The following is a 15,282-nucleotide window of genomic DNA, read 5'->3' on the forward strand; positions in this document are numbered from 1 at the left end:
AACTCTCCATAATAGTGGACAATTGCTTGTCCGTATATCTGAAAGCTTAATTGCTCATTTACGTTGCTAGCGAGATTTTGCAATCTCTTTTTTGAACGATTTCTCGTTCGTGCTTACTCACTCATTGTTCAGTTTTCAAAGATCAATCACTCTTGTCCAACCCGCTCTCTTTCGAAAGCCGGAAGACCAATATACCACACTGAGTTTTTATTTGCAACTCTTAATTTCGAGTTGTTTTTATTGTGCTTCTTGTATTTCTCATGTTGTCCTCAGCGGCAACTTTTATAAGATACCACAGACGCCACATACTTTGCAAGTGCTAATTTCAAAAAAAATCGAGGCACCGAATGGTGCCCCGAAACGAAGAAATTACTCTCCTTGGCGTTCACGCATCAACGGGAATAATAAGACATCACGGATCGATGGTGCATTCGTCAATAGCATAACCAAACGGTCAATCCCTATACCTAAGCCACCCGTTGGCGGCATACCATATTCAAGTGCACGGATGAAGTCTTCATCCATTTCGTGAGCTTCATCATTACCTTGTTCTTTCTCACGCAGCTGCGCTTCAAAGCGTTCTCTTTGATCGATTGGATCGTTAAGCTCAGTAAAGGCATTAGCATGCTCACGTGCCACAATAAATAGCTCAAAACGATCCGTAAAGCGCGGATCCTCCGGGTTCTTTTTGGCAAGCGGAGAAATCTCTAATGGATGCCCATAGATGAACGTAGGCTGAATCAACGTCTCTTCAACAAACGTCTCGAAAAATTGATTCACAATGTGGCCGAATGTCATATGAGGCTCTACGGAAACCTTGTGCTCTTTGGCCAAACCATGCGCTTGCTCATTCGTCATATGAACGCTAAAGTCTACACCTGTGACTTCTTTAATCGCATCCACCATGGAGATACGTCTCCAGCCCACAGCCAAATTAACCTCATGATCACCATAAGGGATTGTCGTCTGGCCAAGCACTTCTTGGGCGATATGAGCAACAAGCTCTTCCGTCAGCTTCATGATATCTTTGTAGTCAGCGTATGCCTCGTACAGCTCAATCATCGTAAACTCTGGATTATGACGCGTAGAGATACCCTCGTTACGGTATACGCGACCGATTTCGTACACTTTCTCAAGTCCACCAACAATCAGACGCTTCAAGTGCAGCTCGATCGCAATACGCATATGAAGCTGCATATCTAATGCGTTGTGATGCGTGTTAAAAGGTCGTGCAGAAGCCCCACCTGCGATTGAATGCAAGGTTGGTGTTTCCACTTCTAAATAACCCAAGGAGTCTAAATAACGACGCATGGATTGAATGATTTTGGAACGAAGAATAAACGTCTTTTGGACATCTTGATTCATGATCAGATCCACGTAACGTTGACGATAGCGCAGCTCAACATCACTTAGTCCATGGAATTTATCCGGTAGCGGAAGCAAGGATTTCGTCAATACGTCAAGTGATTTCACTTTAATAGAGGTTTCGCCGGTTTTCGTTTTGAAAACAACACCTTCTACCCCTACCATATCGCCTAAATCGAGAATATCAAAAGCTTTATATATGTTCGCATCAAGCGCATCTTCGCGCACGTAGATTTGAATTTTACCCGTAATGTCTTGCAGATGCGCAAAGCTAGCCTTGCCCATGCTTCTCTTCTGCATGATACGCCCAGCAATACGAACCTCTACGTTCGCTTCGTCTAGATCTTCTTTGCTCATCTCTTGATAAGCGGAAAGAATATCACCCGCTGAATGCGTTCTTACATATTTGCCGCCGAATGGATCGACACCGAGACCGCGAAGCTCGTCCAATTTATTGCGCCTGATAACGAGCAATTCATTTAATTCTAGTTCCTGGCTCATGCTTTCATCTCCTACGAATTAGTTTAAGGCTGTGAACGGAAAAAAGCTTCCTGAGGGAAGCTTTCCAAAAGGCTTGCGGCTGCACGCTACTTTTTAATATCAACAATTTGATACTGAATGACGCCAGCAGGAACGACAACGTCAACGTTGGTGCCCTTTTGCTTGCCAAGAATAGCTTTACCCACAGGGCTTTCATTGGAAATCTTATTCTGTAAAGGGTCAGACTCCGCTGAACCAACAATGTTGTATTCTACTAAGTCGCCGAATTCCAAGTCTTTCAGCGTTACAATCGAACCAACACTAACTGTGTTAATATCGACGTCATCATTATTAATAATCCGCGCATTGCGCAGCATTTTTTCTAGAGTAATGATTCTTCCTTCAATAAATGCTTGCTCGTTCTTCGCATCTTCGTACTCGGAATTCTCACTAATATCGCCATAACCGATGGCAACCTTAATTCTTTCCGCGACTTCTCGGCGTTTCACGGATTTCAGATGCTCAAGCTCATCCTCTAATTTCCGTAGCCCTACTGGTGTAAGAATGACCTCTTTTTCAGCCATTGCCAACTGATCTCCCGTCATGTGAAAGATTTTCATATCGTTGAATCGATGCTTCCTGCTAGGAGTTAGGTCTTTATAGAGCTGATTCAAGTAGTATGAATTCACGTTTCATAATAAGTTACTTACTCGTTAGTCTTTCAATATATGCAGGAACACATTAATATTGACTGATTATATTGCAACGGTTTCAAAATGTCAATGTCAACCATTGTTGCTTGTTTTTAATGCAGTACGGCTGATTCTTCTGGTGCCCCAGACACGGAACTCGTTGCAAGATGCTCGACATATTCATCTAATGTTCGAACCATTTCATCCCGCTTCAATGTTTCCATAATGATATCCTTCACACGAGCCGCTCCAGTCATGCCTTTGAGGTACCAAGCCATGTGTTTTCGCATTTCTTTCACCGCTACATGCTCACCTTTGAGAGCAATCAGACGATCCATGTGTAAAATCGCGATTCGGATTTTCTCTTCTGCTGATGGTTCTGGCGGCAGTTCACCATTGGCTAGGTATTGAACGGTACGATACAGCATCCAAGGGTTGCCTAATGCTCCACGCCCAATCATGACACCATCTACGCCTGTTTCATCCAGCATGCGCTTGGCATCCTCTGGAGTCACAACATCGCCGTTTCCGATAACCGGAATCGTAAGCGCTTGTTTGACCTCGCGAATGATGTTCCAATCCGCTTTCCCTGTATAGAGTTGCTCACGGGTACGTCCGTGAACACTAACCGCGCTCCCGCCGCCTCTTTCGACAGCTTTCGCGTTTTCTACCGCGTATATATGATCAGAGTCCCATCCAATACGCATCTTCACCGTAACGGGCTTACTAACTGCCGCAACAACGGTAGCGATCATGGCTTCGATTTTATCCGGTTGGAGCAACCATCTCGCGCCTGCATCACACTTTGTGATTTTGGGAACGGGGCACCCCATGTTGATATCAATAATATCGGCATTCGTTTGTTGGTCAACGATTCTGGCCGCTTGCACTAATGTTTCCGTGTCGCCTCCAAAAATTTGCAGACTTAACGGCTTCTCACGATCATCGACATACAGCATCTCCATGGAGCGTGTGTTGCCATGAACAATGGCTTTATCGCTAACCATCTCCGCACAGACCAAGCCTGTACCGAACTCTTTGGCAATCAATCGGAAAGCTGGGTTACATACACCCGCCATGGGGGCTAACACGACTTTATTGGGTGCTTCGACATTTCCTATTTTGAGCACTTGACCTTCTACTCCTTTCATCTCGCGACCACTGCGACTAACTCGTCGGGTTCTATGTTAAGAACTTGCGAGATATTCTGAATCATTTTATTATCTGGCTTGCGTGTGCCTCGTTCAATCGCCCCTAAGATGGCAATGGATACGCCTAGCAAATCCGCCAGTTCACTCTGGGTGTAGCCTTTTAATTTACGAAAAGCGCGAATGCGCTGTGCTATTGAGCTTTTTTCCATAGGATGACGCCTTCCTTTCCTTCCAGTTTCTCCAAGTGTGCAGAGATAGATTCAAATAGAGCGTCCTGCCGCGCGTAGAGAACCTCAGAGAGGGGGACTAATACAAAAGCCCGCTCATGCATCCGCGGATGCGGAATGATCAAGTCGGGGGTCGTTAGCCGATGGTCACCATAAAGTAGCAGATCCAAATCAATTGTTCGCGGTCCCCAACGCAAATCACGCGTCCGACCTAGACGGTTCTCGATGGCAAGCAAGGTAATTAATAACGCTTCTGGCGATAAGTCTGTATGAACTTGGATAACCATATTTAGAAAAGCAGATTGATCCACATAGCCAACAGGCTCGGTTTCGTAGATGGAGGACTGCCCCGTCACTGAGATACCGGATTCCTCATTGAGCGCTGCAATTGCACCCTGCAAATAATGTTCACGATTATCAATATTGGAGCCTAATGCGACATAAGCGATTGTGCGTTCTCGATCTTCGGCTGTCATTCCAATGCCCGCTTTCGATTGATCTCTATGGTAACACCGTCAAAAATAACGGCAAAGGGCGGATGCGGCTTGATAACGCGAACCGTCACTTCATTGATACTAGTATAAGTATGCAGGAGCTCGGATGCAATATTTTCTGCTAAGGCCTCGATTAATTTGTACGTACGCCCTTCAACAATCCCTTTGATTAGGAAAAATGCCTCCCCATAGTGGACCGTTTGGGTCAAATCATCGGACTTTCCAGCTTTATCTAAAGGGAGCATCAGTTCTACATCAACGTAGAAACGTTGCCCTAACGTATTTTCTTCAGGAAATACACCGTGATTGCCAAAAAATTGCATGCGGGATAGGGTGATTTTATCCATAGTAGGAGCCTCCAGGGTTAAAATAAACAACTGCGCCGTCCATGAAGGACGGGTGCGTTTATCCGAAATATAGCCGACAAGCTGTAAGATTTATATAGCTTTTATTTTAAAGGGTACTGCGAATAATGGCATCCGTCATGACCGCTAGCCGTTTCATCGCTTGGATATCGTGCACCCTAACGATCTGGCACCCTTGCGCGATTCCAAGTACGACAGTTGATGCTGTTCCTTCAAGACGCTCCTCGGGCGGGAGTCCTAGGGTTAGTCCGATGACACTTTTACGCGAGGTGCCCAAGAGGACTGGATATCCGAGATCTACGATCGTGCGCAGCTTGTTCATTAGGTAGAGATTCTGTTCATAGGATTTGGCGAAGCCAATACCGGGATCGAGAATGATGCGTTCTGACTTAACTCCTGCTTGGATAGCGTCGTTCGTATACTTTTGCAGATCTGCGCATACGTCTTGAAGAAAATCGACATATTCTGAGCTTGTACGATTATGGGTGATAATAAACGGACAATCGTATTGCCCTGCCACTGCTGCCATGTCGATATCCGCTTGACCACCCCATACATCATTGATGATGTGGGCCCCTGCTATTAAGGCTTGCTTAGCCACTTCCGCTTTGTACGTATCGATGGATATCGGAATGTTGATTTCCCGTCTGATCGCCTCGATCACAGGGATGACTCGATGCAGTTCTTCGTCTAATGTAACTGTGGCTGCACCCGGCCGTGTGGATTCACCACCAATGTCGATGATGTCTGCACCTTCCGCTACCATTTGGTGAGCTTTGCGCACAGCGTCTTGGACTTGCTGATAACTCCCGCCATCCGAAAAAGAGTCTGGTGTTACGTTTAATATGCCCATAATGATCGTCCGATCACCGATGGGAAGTTCATGTCCTCTGCAGGATAACACGTTCATCTTGGGTTCACTTCCTGTTCGTTGCTGTTAGTTCAGTAGCTACTCGTACGCTTGGATTAGTTGGCGGGTAATAGGACCTGGAGAACCGTCGCCTACTGTGTAAGCTTGTCCACTCGGCGTGTACAAGGTGGTGACAGGGACGATTTCTTGGATCGAATTTACGAGAAATGCTTCATCCGCATCGACGAGATCTTCCCATCGGTACAGGCCGTCTTGTATTGGTAGCTGTAACCGCTGTGCTAACGCTAAGACATGCGCTCTCGTGATGCCCGGCAAGATACCCGTATCGAGTGACGGTGTGTAGAGGGTGTCATTTTTGACGAAAAAGAGGTTGCTGACGATCCCTTCAGCCACATAGCCATCTTCAGATAACATAAGGCCCTCCGCCCCAGTTGCCCATGGGTATTGTCCCAGCTCTCTTTTGGCCAAAATGTTGTTCATATAATGAAAGGACTTGAATCGGTACAAGCCTTCTGGCGTATTGCGTGGCAGCTTTAGTAGTTGCAGCGCTTTGCCTTGCTCGTACGTGAGCACATCCCTTGGAGGCAGTGGCTTGATGTAGATGATTTCGGTTGGCTGCGAGTAATCGGTGGAAGGAAGTCCTAATGCCTCCACGCCTGCGGAGACGGAGTAACGGATGTAAGCATCTTCTAGGTGATTAGCTTTGAGCAATTCCTCGATGAGGAGGGTCAGGTTCTCTAGGTTTGGCTCATAAGCGATGCCAAGCTCCTGACATCCATCCGTTAGTCGACGAAGGTGCTCAGCAAGCAGGAAGGGCTTACGGTTATAGGTTCTGAAGGTTTCAAACAAGCCAATCCCGTAAAGAAAACCGTGATCGTATACGGAGACCACGGCTTGTGCTTCTTCAACTAAGGTTCCATTGATGGAAATGATCATACGTTAAACTCCTGTTTTCGCTGTGCGACGAAGGAAGTTGCGCAGCATTTGATGCCCATGTTGTGTGATGATTGATTCAGGGTGGAACTGTACCCCTTCGATCGGATACTCTTTATGACGCAAAGCCATGATCTCACCTTCGCCCGTTTGTGCGCTGATTTCCAGGCAATCCGGTAACGTTTCTGTTTTGACAATGAGAGAATGATAACGTGTCGCGATGAAAGGTGACGGAAGTCCTTCGAATAAAGTTTTGCCGTCGTGGAAAATCTCCGAGGTTTTGCCGTGCATCAAGCGCTCTGCGCGAATCACATCGCCACCAAAGGCTTGGCCAATAGACTGATGTCCAAGGCAAACGCCGAAAATCGGAATGATCCCTTTAAAATGGTCAATCAGTGATAAGCTAATTCCAGCTTCATTCGGCGTGCAAGGACCGGGAGATATTAAGATATGGTCCGGCGCTAACGCCTCGACACCTGCCAAATCGATTTCGTCATTGCGACGAACGATGACTTCCTCGCCAATCTCTCCCAAATACTGAACAAGGTTGTACGTAAACGAATCATAATTATCAATCACTAAAATCATTCTAAGCTCCCCTTTCGTCAGCCCCACTCGGGCTTAAGCTCGGCTCATGCTCCGCTCGCTATACTCCATTGCTTTCCACATCGCTTTGGCTTTATTCAAGGATTCGATGTACTCACGCTCTGGAATGGAATCAATGACGATCCCAGCTCCCGCTTGAATGTGGCCCATCCCCTCAACCGCTACTAACGTGCGTATAATAATATTAAATTCCAAATTGCCATTATAGTCAATCCATCCCATTGAACCTGTGTAGGGACCGCGACGTACGGGTTCTAGTTCTTCAATGATTTCCATGCAGCGAATCTTCGGTGCGCCTGTGATGGTACCTCCAGGGAAGGTTGCCGCAATGACATCATAGGCATCCTTCCCCTCCGCCAACTCGCCGACGACTTCGGAGACGATGTGCATCACATGGGAATAGTACTCGATGACCATGAAGTCTTTCACATGGACGGAGCCGTACTTCGATATGCGGCCTAGGTCGTTGCGCTCGAGATCAACCAGCATGACGTGCTCGGCGCGCTCTTTGTCGTTGTGGATGAGCTCGCCGGCTAAGCGCAGATCATCCTGCTCGTCCTTGCCGCGCGGGCGCGTGCCAGCGATAGGACGCGTCCGCAGGATGCCATCCTCAAGCTGCACGAGCAACTCCGGCGAGCCGGAGACGAGCGCGAAGCCTGCGAAGCGCAGCAAGCCCATGTACGGCGAGGGATTAACGATGCGCAGCGCCTCGTAGATCTCTTCCGGCGTCGTGTGAAGCTGCCGGCTCTGCCTCACAGACAAGTTGACTTGGAACACGTCACCTTGAGAGATGTAGGCTTGGATACGCTCAACCGCAGCCATGTACGCGGCCTTGTCGAACGCAGGCTCGATGCCTGCGATGCTTTCGACGTCGATGTGCAGCTGCTCGCGCGCGATCATCGGTTGGTCAGCACCGCTCAGCGGTGTACCCGACCAGTTCCCGGCGCGGATCGCGTGCCAGCGAACGAGCATCGACTCAGCGTGCACGTGAGCCTGCGCGTAGAGCTCGGCGATGTCTGCGCCTTGCGCGAATGGCATATGCACCGCGATGAAGAGGCTCTTCTCCGTATGATCGAGCGTCCACACCTGATCATACATCGCGAAGCTGTAATCAGGGATCGGCAGATCATCCTGCGATTGCTCTGGCAGTTTCTCGATGGTACGAATCACATCGTAGCTCCAATAGCCTACACAGCCGCCGACAAATTTCGGAGCTCCTTGGACTTTCGGGCTATGGTAAGCGGACATCCATTGCTTAACAATGTCTAGCGGCTTGCCTTGAACACGTGTCATGGCAGGGCTTGGCTGTGAGTTCAAGTTGCCCTTAGTTTCGCTCCCGCGACGCAAATTTACAACTTCCGCCTCAAGCCCCTTACCTCGAACCGTCGAGAAAGGATGCAAAGCAAAGTGCGTATACCGTCCACCTTTACCGCTTTCGAGCACGAAAGAGTCCGGAGATGCCTCTTTCCACGCGTCTTCCCATGAGGCGATTCGATCATCTGCGAGTCCTAATTTGATCACATACGGCAGCATCGTGTAAGTAGAGGACCACTCTTGCCATTGTTCCACTGTTGTTAAAATCATACTTGCGCTCCTTACTGAAATAAACGGCTACTCCATCCTCCTAGGACGAGTGCGTTTATATTAAATATAGCGACATATTGTGTAAATCAAATACTTACTTATATTGCGAATAATCCGTTAATTCGTTGTCCATTAGTATACTCCAACCCTATACAGAAAAAAAGCCCCAGCTGTAATAGCTGAAGGCTTGATCCTTTTGGCTTATCGATCTTATTGCTCTTCGAATTGGTAGAGAGGCGTTGAAAGGTAACGCTCACCGTTACTTGGAACGACAGCAACAACACGTTTGCCAGCGCCTAGTTCTTTAGCAACCTTCAATGCTGCGAAAATCGCTGCACCGGAGGAAATCCCGCCAAGAATACCTTCTTCTTTGGCAACACGACGTGAAGTTTCAAACGCATCTTCGTTCTCAACTGCAATAATTTCATCGTAAATGTTCGTGTTCAAAATATCTGGAACAAAGCCTGCACCGATACCTTGAATTTTATGAGGACCTGGTTTACCGCCAGAAAGAACTGGGGATGCCGCAGGTTCAATTGCATAAATTTTGATGTTCGGGAAGTTTTCTTTCAGAACGCCACCCGCACCTGTGATTGTGCCACCTGTACCGATACCGGAGATGAAAGCATCCAATTTGCCATCGTGAGCATTAATCGCTTCTACAATTTCAGGACCCGTTGTTTCACGGTGAACTTTCACGTTCGCTTGGTTCTTAAATTGTTGTGGAATGAAGTAGGAAGGATTCTCCGCTTGAAGCTCTTCCGCACGTTTAATTGCACCCTTCATACCTTCTGCACCAGGCGTTAGAACCAGCTGTGCACCGTAAGCGCGAAGCAGGTTACGTCTTTCCAAAGACATTGTTTCTGGCATAACGAGAATAGCTTTATATCCTTTAGCTGCTGCCACTAATGCAATACCGATTCCTGTGTTACCACTCGTCGGTTCTACAATCGTGTCACCTGGCTTCAATTTACCTTCTTGCTCAGCTACTTCGATCATGGAGATGGCAATACGGTCTTTAACACTCGCACCTGGATTCTGGTACTCTAATTTCACGTAAACCTCTGCACTGCCTTCTGGAACAACACGGTTCAAACGAACTAGCGGTGTATCCCCAATCAAATCCGTAATGCTCTGTACTAATCTTGCCATAAAATTTCCCCTCCAGATTGAGTATTGAATGATTTCCGAGTTAATTAGTCGGTATTATAATTCTAATCTTATCAATGCACTTACGGGTTGTCAACCACATTTTCACATTTCGATTAACGGAACATCGGATCGACAACGCTTGCCTTCCATTTGCCGCGCAGCTGCGCAACGAAATCCTTTAAAGGAGGCGCTTGCTGCAGCGCTAATTCTCGTCGTACGTTCTCACGTATGAACTTCTGATCTGGATTTGTTTTGTCACGCCGATTCTTAAGTAAGACGACCGCAAATCCCCGTGAAACTTGTATTGGCCTACTGACATCGCCAATCTTCAACAATTTCGCCGTTTCCAAGATAGGGGCTTCAACAAAAGGATCGTCGCCTTCAATCCAACCTAAATCACCACCTGTGTTATTGGTTGCATCATCAATCGATCGATCTCTGGCTAGAGTCGCAAAGCTCTCCCCTTTGGCCAGTTCCGCAATGACTTTCGTCGCTTGTTCCTTCGTAGAAACAATGATTTGTTGAATGTTGTACTCTGTTTCTTGCTTAAATTCATCTGCATGCGTATTTATGTAAGTATCAACCTGAGTATCGGTGATGTGAATGGAAGCCGTTGCTAGTTTCTCAAGTAACAACTTATTCGATACATCATCTTTGATTTCCTGCTCGGACATTCCCAACTGACTTTGCATGGAATCATAAAATTGTTGCTCACTTTCATATCCTTGCTGCATCCTCTTCAACTCACGGTTGATTTCCGCATTCTCAACCGTTGTTCTCGTCTCATTTCCTTCTAGGCGAATCACTTCTCGATCCAACATTTGACTGAGCTGCTCTGTGCCATAATGGCGTGAGAGTGCTGATTGGAGTTCCTCCATGGTGATTTGCCGATCTCCAATTTTGGCGACAACTTGCGTATCCTTACGCTCACCCTGCTGTTCTGGCTCTGGCGATTGTCTTGGTTCTGATTGGTTGATAGTATGACTGATCAGCAAGGATGCGAGCACGAGAATACATATCGCCATGGCGATGATGACCCCCCACAATCGCTTCACGTTGTGCATCCTGTTTCCCTCTTTTACTTCCATATTGCTGTTTGCCCCCGTGTATTCCGATCTGTTTGATCAGAAGACACGCGCTTACAGATCAATCATACGTTGCAAATCTTCGCCCTCATACCGATACGCTTCATTACAGAAATGGCAAACCACTTCTGCAACCCCTTCGTCATCGAGTATTTCTTGAAGTTCCTGTTTGCCCAAAGAGATCAAAGTAGACTCTACTTTTTCCCGGCTGCATTTGCATCGGAACATAACGTCCATCTCATCGAGTTTCCGGAAGGATGGAAGCACGGTTTGTAAAATTCCCTCTAGATTCAATCCGCTACCTAGCATGTTCGTAAAGCTCGGGATTCGCGCTAACATCGCTTCGATCTCATCGATCTCACTATTCGTCAGTCCGGGGAGTAATTGAATCACAAAGCCGCCTGACGCAAGAATCGTATGATCGGTATTCACTAAAACCCCTAGCGCGACAGCAGAAGGTGTTTGTTCGGACATCGCAAAGTAATAGGTGAAATCCTCTGCTAATTCGCCTGAGATTAATGGAACACTGCCTTTATAGGGCTCTTTCATACCCAGATCTTTCGTTATGTATAAGAAACCGTCTGTCCCTACTGCAGCAGCAACATCCAATTTGCCATTCTCTTTGAGGGGTGGATCCACCAGCGGGTTATCTACATATCCCCGTACTTCGCCCTTCGCATTCGCATCAACAACAATTTGCCCGATTGGCCCATCGCCTTTAATTTGGACAATCAGATGTTCCTCACCCTTGAGCATAGCGGCAATAAGCAAACCCGCGGCAGCAGTTCTCCCTAATGCGGCTGTCGCCGTTGGTGTTGTTTGGTGTCTTCGGCTAAGTTCTTCTGTCAGGAGCGTTGTCTGAACGGCAAACGCACGTACACGGCCATCCAGTGCTGTTCCTCGAATCAAATAATCGTTCATGTCCAATTCCTTCCTTGTAACACCTTAGGCATTTTTCTCATAAATCATTTGTAAGCCTTGTAACGTAAGCAATGGATTGACGACTTGAATCGTCCGTGACTCACTGGAAATAAGCTCTGCTAATCCACCCGTTGCAATGACGGTTGGATTCACATTAAACTCTTGAATGACCCGCTCAACAATGCCGTCGACTTGACCTACATAGCCATAAATGATACCAGCTTGCATGGCAGCAACGGTATTCCGGCCGACGACACTTTTCGGCTTAACAAGCTCGATACGAGGCAACTTTGCTGCCTTTTGATACAACGCTTCGGTCGAGATCCCAATGCCTGGTGCAATGGCGCATCCCACAAGCTGCCCGGAAGCATCAATGTAATCGTAGGTCGTAGCTGTACCGAAATCTACAATAATACACGGAGCTCCATATAGCTCTAGCGCCGCCACTGCGTTCACGATGCGATCCGCGCCGACTTCCTTCGGATTATCCACACGTACATTCAGTCCTGTTTTGATCCCTGGCCCTACGATAAATGGTGCTCTTTTCAAATAGTGTAAACAAAGGTTTTCCATCGCATTCATCAACGGCGGCACGACGGATGAAATAATGACCCCTTCTACTTGCGCAAAGGTAATGCCAGAGTGCTGGAACAAGCTGTGCAGCTGCATGCCATACTCATCAACGGTAGCTGAACGGTTCGTGCTCACACGCCAATGATGCAGTAGGGTGCGTTCCTTGTAGAGACCTAGCACAATGTTCGTATTACCGACGTCGATAACGAGAATCATAGCGCTGTCTCCTTCCGCTCATTGAGATCTAATGAAATATCGAGCGCTGTTACGGAGTACGTCAGTCGTCCAACAGAAATTACGTCTACACCCGTCTCTGCCATAGCCTTAATAGTTTGCGGGGTGACCGAACCTGACCCTTCTACTACAATATGCGGCGCTTTGCTTTTAATTATCGAAACGGCTTCTTTCATTTTGACAGGTGCCATGTTGTCCAACATAATAATATCGGCTCCCGCTTGGAGCGCTTCGTGCAGCTGTTCGAAGTTCTCGACTTCCACCTCGATCTTCATCGTATGCGGGATATTACGGCGCGCCGCCTGAACCGCTTGAGTGATACCGCCCGAGCCCTTAATGTGGTTATCTTTAATCATAACGGCATCATATAGGCCAAAACGATGATTATAACCGCCGCCAACGCGCACGGCATATTTCTCAAGCAATCTGTGACCAGGTGTTGTTTTGCGTGTATCCACTAATCTTGTCGGCAAGCCATCTAGCGCTGTTACAAATTCATGCGTTTTCGTGGCGATACCAGATAGACGCTGCATCAAATTCAGACTTAACCGCTCGCCTAAAAGGATGCTCCGTGTATTGCCTTCCACTTCAGCTAGTATGGTCCCTTTATGAACAGACGATCCTTCCACCACTTTTGTTTCAAAACGAAGAGAAGCATCGACCACAGCAAAAACCTCCTGTGCGATGCGAAGTCCACAAACGATTCCATCTTCTTTGACGTGGATAATCCCTTTGGATACTTGTTCCAAAGGGATTGTAGTCAGAGTCGTAACATCGCCTGTACCGATGTCTTCTTCTAGCCATAGGCGAATTTGCTTCCTTACGATTTCCATATTTATATCTAACATGCTAAATCCACTCCTCAATCCTATCTTCCCCGCGCTGAAAAACAATATGCTTCTTCCATACCAAGTCATCCCGTTCCGGGAAATCTTCTCGATAGTGGCCGCCACGGCTTTCCTCACGAGTTAAAGCTGCTGTTGTTGTTAAAAGAGCTACGTTGAGTAAATTAGCAAACTCATACTCTTCGCGTTTCGTCATGAAGGAGTCGAAAATCGACAGTTGTCTAGCCAGCTCCTCATGCCCCTTTTGCAACCCTTTGGCAGAGCGCTTGAGACCTGCATAGCGGAGCATGACCTTCTGGAGTTTGAGCTTCTTCTCTACTACTGCTTGATTCGGTATCTCTGTTCGCGGGGCTTCCGATGCCGCTCGAATCTGAATATCTCCCTGCAGGGCAGGCAGCTCTTGAATCCGTTCAATAATTCTACGACCGAATACAATAGCTTCCGATAAGGAGTTACTCGCTAAGCGGTTGGCGCCATGTACACCTGTAGAGGAAACTTCTCCACAGGCAAATAAGCGACGAACCTGTGTTTCTCCGTGCAAGTCCGTCTTCACGCCGCCCATCATATAATGTGCAGCTGGTGCAACTGGAATCCAATCCGTGCTCATATCAAGTCCATAATTCAAACAATATTCGTATATAGTAGGAAAACGATGTTTAATTAATTCTTCCGATTCGTGTGTAATGTCGATGTACACGAAAGTTGATTTACAATTCTCCATCTCATCTACGATCGCCCGGGCAACGACATCTCTCGGCGCTAGCTCCAGCTGTGGATGATAGCGCTCCATGAAGCGCTCCCCTTTGATGTTGCGCAAATAGGCGCCTTCGCCACGCACCGCTTCAGAAATTAGAAACCGCGGTGCACCAGGGTAGCACAACGCCGTCGGGTGGAATTGGATGAATTCCACGTCTTGAATTTGCGCCCCTGCGCGGTGGGCTATCGCAATCCCATCGCCTGTGGCGATGTCAGGATTCGTTGTGTAGCGGAACAGCTGTCCCGCGCCACCGGAGCAAAGGATCGTGGCGTTGCCGCGCACAAACACGCGCTGTCCGCCCGGCTTCTGTACGAGCGCGCCGTAGCACTCACCGTCTTGGGTAATTAGGTCGATCACGAAGTGATCATCCCAGATTTCGATATTCGGATCTTGCTTGGTGCGCTCCGAAAGAGCTCTTACAATCTCCGCACCTGTAGCATCGCCATTGGAGTGCAAAATGCGACGTTGGCTATGAGCCCCTTCTTTCGTCAGCGCAAATTCGCCATTCTCAAGATCGAACTGGGTTCCCATACGGATCAAATCCTGAACGCCTTCGGGTCCTTCATGCACAAGTACATCGACAGCGTCTGACGAGCAGAGTCCAGCACCCGCAATCAAGGTGTCTTGGCGGTGATATTCGGGTGAATCTTCGTCCGAGATCACGGCAGCAATCCCGCCTTGTGCATAGCGTGTGTTGCTATCCAGGAGGGATTTTTTCGTAATCATGAGCACTTTCTTATTATCGCTGGCGCGAAGCGCCGTGAAAAGTCCGGCAATGCCTGCACCGATAACAATTACATCTGTATGTATATGAGGTATAGAATCTAAATCAACATCTACGAGATATCTAGGAATCATGACGTTTCACCTGTTCTTCACCATTAATACCTCGCAAAGCAGGGTTAGACCGACCATGATGGGTTCATCATTAGAATCGGATACTGACC

General features: G+C 47.6%; 16 protein-coding genes. All 16 read right to left on the reverse strand.

What is annotated here, in order from left to right; all coding sequences use genetic code 11:
• Positions 1-369: 369 nt before the first annotated feature.
• Positions 370-1,866, reverse strand: coding sequence for a lysine--tRNA ligase (lysS, locus tag AC58P7_RS28065; RefSeq protein WP_497348918.1), 1,497 nt, complete (start codon positions 1,864-1,866; stop codon positions 370-372).
• A gap of 86 nt (positions 1,867-1,952) precedes the next feature.
• Positions 1,953-2,429 carry a transcription elongation factor GreA gene (gene greA / locus AC58P7_RS28070; protein ID WP_065854402.1) on the reverse strand — a complete coding sequence of 159 codons (477 nt, stop codon included), beginning with the start codon at positions 2,427-2,429 and terminating at the stop codon, positions 1,953-1,955.
• A gap of 221 nt (positions 2,430-2,650) precedes the next feature.
• A complete protein-coding gene (dusB, locus tag AC58P7_RS28075) occupies positions 2,651-3,667 on the reverse strand; it encodes a tRNA dihydrouridine synthase DusB (RefSeq protein WP_497349017.1) in 1,017 nt (338 codons plus the stop codon).
• Positions 3,668-3,684: 17 nt separating this feature from the next.
• Positions 3,685-3,897, reverse strand: a complete 213-nt coding sequence (locus AC58P7_RS28080; protein WP_497348920.1) for a helix-turn-helix domain-containing protein — start codon at positions 3,895-3,897, stop codon at positions 3,685-3,687.
• On the reverse strand, positions 3,879-4,391 hold the full coding sequence (gene folK, locus AC58P7_RS28085; RefSeq protein ID WP_497348922.1) for a 2-amino-4-hydroxy-6-hydroxymethyldihydropteridine diphosphokinase: 513 nt from the start codon (positions 4,389-4,391) through the stop codon (positions 3,879-3,881). Before folK ends, AC58P7_RS28080 begins: the two co-directional genes overlap by 19 nt.
• Complete coding sequence (gene folB, locus AC58P7_RS28090; protein ID WP_497348924.1) at positions 4,388-4,756, reverse strand: dihydroneopterin aldolase; 369 nt, start codon at positions 4,754-4,756, stop codon at positions 4,388-4,390. Before folB ends, folK begins: the two co-directional genes overlap by 4 nt.
• Positions 4,757-4,862: 106 nt before the next feature.
• A complete protein-coding gene (gene folP, locus AC58P7_RS28095) occupies positions 4,863-5,684 on the reverse strand; it encodes a dihydropteroate synthase (protein WP_497348926.1) in 822 nt (273 codons plus the stop codon).
• Positions 5,685-5,723: 39 nt separating this feature from the next.
• A complete protein-coding gene (gene pabC / locus AC58P7_RS28100; RefSeq protein ID WP_497348928.1) occupies positions 5,724-6,581 on the reverse strand; it encodes an aminodeoxychorismate lyase in 858 nt (285 codons plus the stop codon).
• Positions 6,582-6,584: 3 nt separating this feature from the next.
• Positions 6,585-7,166, reverse strand: a complete 582-nt coding sequence (pabA, locus tag AC58P7_RS28105) for an aminodeoxychorismate/anthranilate synthase component II (protein WP_497348930.1) — start codon at positions 7,164-7,166, stop codon at positions 6,585-6,587.
• A gap of 33 nt (positions 7,167-7,199) precedes the next feature.
• Positions 7,200-8,768, reverse strand: coding sequence for an anthranilate synthase component I family protein (locus tag AC58P7_RS28110; protein ID WP_497348932.1), 1,569 nt, complete (start codon positions 8,766-8,768; stop codon positions 7,200-7,202).
• A 210-nt stretch (positions 8,769-8,978) separates the two neighbouring features.
• Positions 8,979-9,920 (reverse strand): cysteine synthase A, encoded by a 942-nt coding sequence (gene cysK, locus AC58P7_RS28115; RefSeq protein ID WP_497348934.1) that lies wholly within the window; start codon positions 9,918-9,920, stop codon positions 8,979-8,981.
• A 113-nt stretch (positions 9,921-10,033) separates the two neighbouring features.
• The gene (locus tag AC58P7_RS28120; RefSeq protein ID WP_497348936.1) at positions 10,034-10,984 is read right to left on the reverse strand and encodes a peptidylprolyl isomerase; all 951 of its coding nucleotides are present in this window, start codon (positions 10,982-10,984) and stop codon (positions 10,034-10,036) included.
• 75 nt (positions 10,985-11,059) lie between these two features.
• Entirely contained in the window at positions 11,060-11,926 is an 867-nt protein-coding gene (hslO, locus tag AC58P7_RS28125; protein WP_497348938.1) for an Hsp33 family molecular chaperone HslO, read from the reverse strand.
• A gap of 24 nt (positions 11,927-11,950) precedes the next feature.
• Positions 11,951-12,715 carry a type III pantothenate kinase gene (locus AC58P7_RS28130; protein ID WP_497348940.1) on the reverse strand — a complete coding sequence of 255 codons (765 nt, stop codon included), beginning with the start codon at positions 12,713-12,715 and terminating at the stop codon, positions 11,951-11,953.
• Positions 12,712-13,581 (reverse strand): carboxylating nicotinate-nucleotide diphosphorylase, encoded by an 870-nt coding sequence (nadC, locus tag AC58P7_RS28135; protein WP_497348941.1) that lies wholly within the window; start codon positions 13,579-13,581, stop codon positions 12,712-12,714. Before nadC ends, AC58P7_RS28130 begins: the two co-directional genes overlap by 4 nt.
• A gap of 1 nt (position 13,582) precedes the next feature.
• Positions 13,583-15,193, reverse strand: coding sequence for an L-aspartate oxidase (nadB, locus tag AC58P7_RS28140; protein WP_497348943.1), 1,611 nt, complete (start codon positions 15,191-15,193; stop codon positions 13,583-13,585).
• Positions 15,194-15,282 lie beyond the last annotated feature (89 nt).

The sequence above is a fragment of the Paenibacillus sp. J22FR5 genome (assembly GCF_059691975.1).

Bases quoted from the DNA above. Each gene is read 5' to 3' on its own strand.
- lysS (WP_497348918.1), bottom strand. From the start codon at position 1,866: ATGAGCCAGGAACTAGAATTAAATGAATTGCTCGTTATCAGGCGCAAT.
- greA (WP_065854402.1), bottom strand. From the start codon at position 2,429: ATGGCTGAAAAAGAGGTCATTCTTACACCAGTAGGGCTACGGAAATTA.
- AC58P7_RS28080 (WP_497348920.1), bottom strand. From the start codon at position 3,897: ATGGAAAAAAGCTCAATAGCACAGCGCATTCGCGCTTTTCGTAAATTA.
- folK (WP_497348922.1), bottom strand. From the start codon at position 4,391: ATGACAGCCGAAGATCGAGAACGCACAATCGCTTATGTCGCATTAGGC.
- folB (WP_497348924.1), bottom strand. From the start codon at position 4,756: ATGGATAAAATCACCCTATCCCGCATGCAATTTTTTGGCAATCACGGT.
- folP (WP_497348926.1), bottom strand. From the start codon at position 5,684: ATGAACGTGTTATCCTGCAGAGGACATGAACTTCCCATCGGTGATCGG.
- pabC (WP_497348928.1), bottom strand. From the start codon at position 6,581: ATGATCATTTCCATCAATGGAACCTTAGTTGAAGAAGCACAAGCCGTG.
- pabA (WP_497348930.1), bottom strand. From the start codon at position 7,166: ATGATTTTAGTGATTGATAATTATGATTCGTTTACGTACAACCTTGTT.
- AC58P7_RS28110 (WP_497348932.1), bottom strand. From the start codon at position 8,768: ATGATTTTAACAACAGTGGAACAATGGCAAGAGTGGTCCTCTACTTAC.
- cysK (WP_497348934.1), bottom strand. From the start codon at position 9,920: ATGGCAAGATTAGTACAGAGCATTACGGATTTGATTGGGGATACACCG.
- AC58P7_RS28120 (WP_497348936.1), bottom strand. From the start codon at position 10,984: ATGCACAACGTGAAGCGATTGTGGGGGGTCATCATCGCCATGGCGATA.
- hslO (WP_497348938.1), bottom strand. From the start codon at position 11,926: ATGAACGATTATTTGATTCGAGGAACAGCACTGGATGGCCGTGTACGT.
- AC58P7_RS28130 (WP_497348940.1), bottom strand. From the start codon at position 12,715: ATGATTCTCGTTATCGACGTCGGTAATACGAACATTGTGCTAGGTCTC.
- nadC (WP_497348941.1), bottom strand. From the start codon at position 13,581: ATGTTAGATATAAATATGGAAATCGTAAGGAAGCAAATTCGCCTATGG.
- nadB (WP_497348943.1), bottom strand. From the start codon at position 15,193: ATGATTCCTAGATATCTCGTAGATGTTGATTTAGATTCTATACCTCAT.